Below are 6144 nucleotides of genomic sequence, written 5' to 3'. Positions count from 1 at the left end.
AAAGTCTGAACGCTGAAAGCGTGGAATAACGCGACAGGGTGGCTCAAACGTCTGACGCACTGCACTAGCGGAGACAATTAGCGGAGGGAGTCGCACAGCAATCAGCTCAGCGGCTGGCGGGAACAATGGCGGGTATCGCCGCAAGGATGCGCCTCCCACCCGGCCGGGCACTGGCTAGCCGGTCTTGACGACGGTGTGGGCTGGAGACATCTGGAAGGCCGCGGGGATGCAGCTTCCACCGGGCTGGCTATGGCTAGGTGGCCAACAAGTTCAAGCGTTGGCCGTCGGCGGCTAACTCGCATTCTCCCTCAAAGCCTGCCTCACGGACCTCTTGCAGCAGATCGTATTGGTCGCAGACCGGATAGCGGTGGCACAGCAGCAGGCGCTTGACGCCGGCTTGGGCGGCGGCTCGGCCGGCGCTGTATCCGGTCAAATGGCCCGGCGCCTCCAGATGACGCGGGTAGGAGGCTTCCAGCAAGGCCACGTCGGCTTGGCTGCAGAGCCGCACCAGGTTGTGGCAGGGTTCGGTGTCTCCTGAGTAAGCCAGCGTCCGCCCCGAGGGGCTTTCCCAGCGGTAGCCCAGCGCGGGCTCTGAGTGGACCACCGGCAGGGAACTCAGGGAGAGGCCCTGCACCAGGCCCGACCAATCCTCCGCTTCCTCGATGTCGAGGCGGGAATGCAGCCGTCCCACCCATTCCCCGTAGAGGCTGACCAGTCCCTGCACGAAGCGGCGCAGTCCGGGCGGTCCCAGCAGGAGCAGCCGTTGGGGCGCGTCCTGGTCGATGTAGCAGGCAAAGAGCAGAGGCAGCAGATCGCCGGTGTGGTCGGGATGGTAGTGGGAAAAGATCACGCTGCGGATGTGGCGGAAGTCGAGTCCGCTGCGCGCCAGGCGGTGCAAGGAGCCGGAACTGGGGTCGACCAGCACCAAGCCTTCATGCTCGATGACGAAACCGGGAGAAGCTCTCCGGGGATGAGGGATGGCGGTACCGGATCCGAGAATAGTGACATTCATGGCGACCTCTTGCGACCTGCGGTCGGGCTTCCAACGACCAATCCCCAATTCACAAGGGTTACAGTTCGAGAATGAGTACGGGGATGCCCACTTCGACCATCTCGTAGAGTTTGATGACCTCGCTGTTCTTCATGCGCACGCAACCGTCCGAAGCGGGACGTCCAAGCAGGCCCTCTTCGGGGGTGCCGTGGATGTAAACCATGCGCTGAAAGGTGTCGACGCGGCCTCCCTTGTTGCGTCCCGGCTCGCGGCCGCACAGACGCAGCACCCGGGTGGTGACGTCGTCGCTGTCGAGGTCGGTGCCGTCCTGCAGGATTTCGGCCTGCTCGCCGGTGTAAACGCGTCCCTTGAAGATTCCACCCAGGGGAACGTCGTCGCCGTGCTTGGCGCAGACTTCATGCAGCCCCGGCGGAGTCTTTTCGCTGCCCTTCAGGTTGCCCACTCCGTTCTTGGAGGTGGAAACGGTAAAAGTGCGCCTCACGCGGCCCTCTTCCACCAGATACATGCGCTGGCGAGCCACCGAAACGAAGAGAAAGCGCCTGAGGTCGTGCTCTGGATAGTCACGTTGCGCAATAATCTGCAGGGTCTTTTCAAGTTCCTGCCGGGAGCGGTGATCCTCGGTCGGCTCCACGGGCTGCCCGGACTGGGCGGCGAAGCTGAGGAGAAGAAAGGCGAGTAGCGTCATATCGATTTTCAAGACGGCATAACGGCCGAATGGCTGAGACGGCGGATGTCGCGCACAAGCCGCTGCTGGAAATCCGGGTCTGCAATGTCATAAATGCCCCGCACCCTTCCTTGGACGTCTATGAGCAGAAAATGGGTCCCGTGAATGATCTCCGAGGGATTGACCGCCGTTTCAGCCGACTCGGCCCGGCCGCGCTGGACGGCGGTGAAGAAACCATTGACGACCAGGCGGACGGTGTCGTCGGGAGGCCCGGTGAGGAAATGCCAGCGCGAAGTGTCGGCGCCGTAGCGGCGCGCGTACCGGGCCAGCACCTGGGGCCGGTCGTAAGCCGGATCGACGCTGATGGAGACAAAGCGTACAGGTTCTTCGGGCTGGATGATCTCCTGCAATTCGAGCATGGCCCGGGTCATGAGCGGGCAGGGGCCGGGGCAGCGGGTGAACATGAAGTCCGCTACCCATACATAGCCGCTGAGATCCTGGCGGGTAACGGTTTCTCCGCGGCTGTTGATGAGGCTGAACTCGGGCGCCTCCCACAGCACCTCGAGCTTGTCCGGGCGCTGGCCGGCGATTGCCGGATCACGGGTGTAGAGACGGAAGGCCACCCAGCCGGCCACGATGAAGGCGGCCAGGACCACTCCGATGACTACGCTGCGAATCGTCATTCCTCTTCCTCGAAACGAGCGCCCCCCTCACCATCCTCTGACGGGCTTCCAGACCTCTTTGAAGCCCTGCGTGTCAAAAACATGATACTCGGGAAAACCGGCCGCTGTAAGGCAGGAGTGATTGGGGATGATGCGCAGCCGCGTTCCGATGGGGAACTGGTGGAAGTCGATATTGTTCTTTGAACCGACGATTCCATGCTCCTGGCTGATGCTCTCCACCCTCAGGTGAGGATGGTCGAGGCCGACCCCGTAGACGATCTCCTGGCGGGCATCCCGAACCAGTCCGCGGTCTTTGCTCAAGGCCAGCGCACCGGCGTCGATGAGCATCTCGTTGCGGCCCGGGTAGTGAGAGACAACGGTGCTCAGGACGCTGACGGCGCAGTCCTCCGGCCGGCAGCTCTGCAGGTCGGCCTGGGTCCTGTCATAGAAGATGTAGTTGCCGGGACGGATCTCGTTGGCGGCCTCCAGTTCTTCCACGAAGAGCGAGCAGGTGGGGGTGGAGCCCACGCTGACCGTGGGGCAGTCGATGTCCACTTCTTGCAGGCGCTGCAAGAGCTTGCCCAGGTTTTCCTGCTCCTTGCGGGCGATCTTGGTGATCTTGGGAGGATTGGGTGCGGCATAGGACTGCCCGGCGTGAGTGATCAGTCCCTGGAAAGCGGTGTGGCGCGAATCGTCCAGGCGCCGGGCCAGGCGCAGCGGACGGGAGGTGTGCCAGGGGACGCCGCTGCGCCCATATCCGCAGTCGATTTCGAGCAACACCGAGAATCTCATCCGGTGCCGCTCGGCGTAGTGCTCGACGGCGCGGATCTGAGCCGGGTGATCGACCACGATGTGAAAGTCGATCCCGTCTTGGATCTCGGCGACGGCGGGAAGCTTGGCGGCCGTTATGGGGAAGGCGTAGGTGATGTCGTCGAACCCGCCCGCCTTGAAGAATTCAGCCTCGGCCAGAGTCGAGACGGTGATGCCCTGAAAGCCGTCCCTGGTCTGTATGCGGGCGGCCTCCAGCGTCTTGTGAGTCTTAACGTGGGGACGCAGGCGGGCGCCCATGCGGCGGGCATTCTCCTGCATTCTGGCGGCGTTGGCCTCAACCCTCTCGAGATCGACGATCAAGGCCGGAGTGCGCAGGTCTTTCAGAGAGGTCATGGCTAATCTCCTGCCTAGCGGACGCGGGGGAGGTCGATAAGGCCTCCCAGAAATACGGCGTTGAGGAAAAGGCGGTTGGTGCCGTGCCAGAAGCCTCGAAAATTGGGGTTGTCGACGAAGAGGACGATGCGTCCCCGGCCCCGCCCGCTCACCGACAGCGAAGCCGTACCGGCCAGCTTCTCCAGGTTTTCCTGCGAGATGTAGCCGCTGATCAGCGGCGACTCCCTGTAGACGGCCACGCTGCTGTAGGGGTTGCTGCTGGGCTGCAAGAGGATGGAACTGTTGCGGTAGACGGCCAGTTGGCGGCGCCTGTAGCCGAATCCGAGAGGGTGGGTGATGTCGAGGTCGGTTGCGAAGATGGCGCCCCCGATCACCTTGGCTCCTTCGGTTTCGCGGGCTTGTGCGTAGTCGATTCGCTCTGTTCTCTCGGAGCTCGGGGCGTCCTGTGCCGGAGGCTCGGGCGGGCCTTCGGGCAGCAGCTTTTCCTCGGCCAGCCCCGAGGTGACGGCCCACTCGACGGCTGAGCGCAGGGCGATCAGGGTGTTGCCCTGGGATATCCATTCTTTGAGCCGCTCCCGATCGGCCTCTTGCAAACGCGAGTAGTTGCCCGAAACCATCACCAGGGTGTCGTATTCCTCCAGGGGCAAGCGCTGCAGGTCGGAAAGGTCGGCCTTGGTGAAGGGCATGCCGACCCGGGTGTCCAGCAAATGCCAAACCTCTCCCGCCTCGTAGGCCGAGACCCCGTCCCCCAGCAGCATCAGCAGTCGGGGCGGCGGCACCAGGCGGAAGTCGTTGCTTCCCAGGTCAGGACCGCGCGAGGTGCGTCCTGAGGGGACTGTCCGGACGGGCACGCCGTGGCGGGAGGCCGCTTGGCTCATCCAGTGGTGCAGGCGTTGGGCGTCGGTCTCCTGAATGGAGACGGGAACCAGCATGGTCCCCCGCCCGTAATCGTGCCCGCCGATGCTGAAGGGCTCGAAGGCAGTCTTGACCCGCACCTCGCGCGACAGCAATTCATGCAGCAGAGCCGGCGCCCGCGAATCGGTCCACTCGAACAGGTAGGCATAGCGAGCCCGCTCCAGCGCCGGGGAGGCGGAGGGCGCGGCGGGGGCATCGTCGGCTTCCGGACCCAGCAGCGGTTGGGAAAAGGCCTCCGCCCCCATGAAAGCGTGAGGAATGCCGTAGGCATGGGCCATCGACCAGGCGCTGGTGTCGTAGAAGAGGCTGTCGGGGAACTCGATGCGGGTTTCGAAGATCGACTGCACCATGCGGCGCTGGCGCTGGGCCAGAGGGACGATGAAGGCCTCTCCGGCGGCAAACTGGGCGTCCCCGAGCCTGGCATCGCTTTGCAGCCGGTGGACGCGGATCTTGTGCAGCCTGAGCAGGTCGAGAAAAGCGTCCTCGCGGGCAGGGTCGGAAGGTTCGCCGAAAACGTAGGCGCCTCCCGGTTCGCGGGCCGAGGCGAAAAAGTCGCGCTGCAGCTTGTGCAGGCGGGGACGCAATTCCACCGCACGGCGGACGGTGGCCAGGCTGGTGCGCACCTGGTTGCGGATGGTGAAGGCGAAGCTGAGCTGGCCGTGAACCGTCTCCCGCAGGTGTCCCCGCGAACTGGCCTGCTCGAAGAGCACGCCGATGCCCCCGTGCAGGTCGGGATAACTGGACCCGTAGCCGGGATAAAAGTCGTCGTATACCTGGCGCGTGTAGTAAAGCGAGCCCAACTCCTCCAGCGCCTCCTCCCAGGCGGTGGAAAACTCGGCCGTCAATTGGTAGGTCTCGTCGGGCACCAGCGGATTCTGGTTGGCCTCCTCGGTGGGTTCGAAAAAGTAGGTGCTGTCCGAGCCCATCTCATGGTAGTCGGTGGTGACGTTGGGCAGCCACTGGTGAAAGGCCTCGATGCGGGTCCGCGATTCCACCTGGACGCCGGGCAGCCAATCGCGGTTGAGGTCGAACCAGTAATGGTTGGTGCGCCCGTTGGGCCATCCCTCGTTGTGCTCGCGGTCCCAGCGGTCGGCGGAGAGATGACGGCTGCGGTGCATGTTGAACCAATGGCTGGCCCGGTCGCGCCCGTCGGGATTGTAGACGGGGTCGAAGAGGATGACCGCTTTCCTCAGCAGGGCTTCCACCTCTTCCCCCTGGGCGGCGCAAAAATGGTAGGCGGCCAGCATGGCGGCCTCCGCCGAAGAGGACTCGTTGCCGTGCACTCCGTAGCCCAGCAAGATCACTACCGGACGGTCGGGGTCTTCGGGATTGGAGGGATCAGCGGCCCTCAGGTGAGCTTGACGGACTTCTTCCAGACCTCCCAGCCGTCCGGGGTCGGTCACGCTGAGACGGATGAGCGGACGCATCTCATAGGTCTGCCCCATGATCTCGAAACGGGCCCGCGGACTCGACTCCCCCAGTTGGCGGAAGTAGGCCACCAGCCGGTCGTGGCGGGTAAAGCGGCTGCCTATCGGGTAGCCCAGGAAGTCCTGCGGCGAAGGGACGTCGGGATGATAGCTGGCCCCCTGGGGCAGAAAATCCGGGTCCAGCTTTTTCTCCGCCGCCAGCAGGCCTGGTCTGGGGACCAGAAGGATGAGCAAGAGGATCTTGGTGAGCGTCGATGACATGTCTTTATTACCCTAGCGTTGCTGTAAACATTGCTGCCG

The 6144-nt window shown here is 63.9% G+C and carries 5 protein-coding genes; all 5 read right to left on the bottom strand.

The window, feature by feature from the left end; genetic code table 11:
* Positions 1-253 precede the first annotated feature (253 nt).
* The 5 genes from VLU25_19010 to VLU25_18990 are packed head-to-tail and all read right to left on the bottom strand — an operon-like array spanning position 254 to position 6105.
* Complete coding sequence (locus tag VLU25_19010; GenBank protein HSR70026.1) at positions 254-1012, bottom strand: MBL fold metallo-hydrolase; 759 nt, start codon at positions 1010-1012, stop codon at positions 254-256.
* Between the two features lie 58 nt (positions 1013-1070).
* Complete coding sequence (locus tag VLU25_19005) at positions 1071-1697, bottom strand: L,D-transpeptidase (GenBank protein HSR70025.1); 627 nt, start codon at positions 1695-1697, stop codon at positions 1071-1073.
* Between the two features lie 8 nt (positions 1698-1705).
* Positions 1706-2359 carry an SCO family protein gene (locus VLU25_19000; protein ID HSR70024.1) on the bottom strand — a complete coding sequence of 218 codons (654 nt, stop codon included), beginning with the start codon at positions 2357-2359 and terminating at the stop codon, positions 1706-1708.
* Between the two features lie 27 nt (positions 2360-2386).
* On the bottom strand, positions 2387-3502 hold the full coding sequence (locus VLU25_18995; protein ID HSR70023.1) for an alanine racemase: 1116 nt from the start codon (positions 3500-3502) through the stop codon (positions 2387-2389).
* A 14-nt stretch (positions 3503-3516) separates the two neighbouring features.
* The gene (locus VLU25_18990; protein ID HSR70022.1) at positions 3517-6105 is read right to left on the bottom strand and encodes a M14 metallopeptidase family protein; all 2589 of its coding nucleotides are present in this window, start codon (positions 6103-6105) and stop codon (positions 3517-3519) included.
* Between the last annotated feature and the right edge of the window lie 39 nt (positions 6106-6144).

Source organism: Acidobacteriota bacterium (assembly GCA_035471785.1).
In the GTDB taxonomy this organism is placed as follows: Bacteria; Acidobacteriota; UBA6911; order RPQK01; family DATIPO01; genus JANQFM01.
Note: the sequence above shows the minus strand (reverse complement) of the source record. Positions and strands in the feature narration are given on the sequence as shown.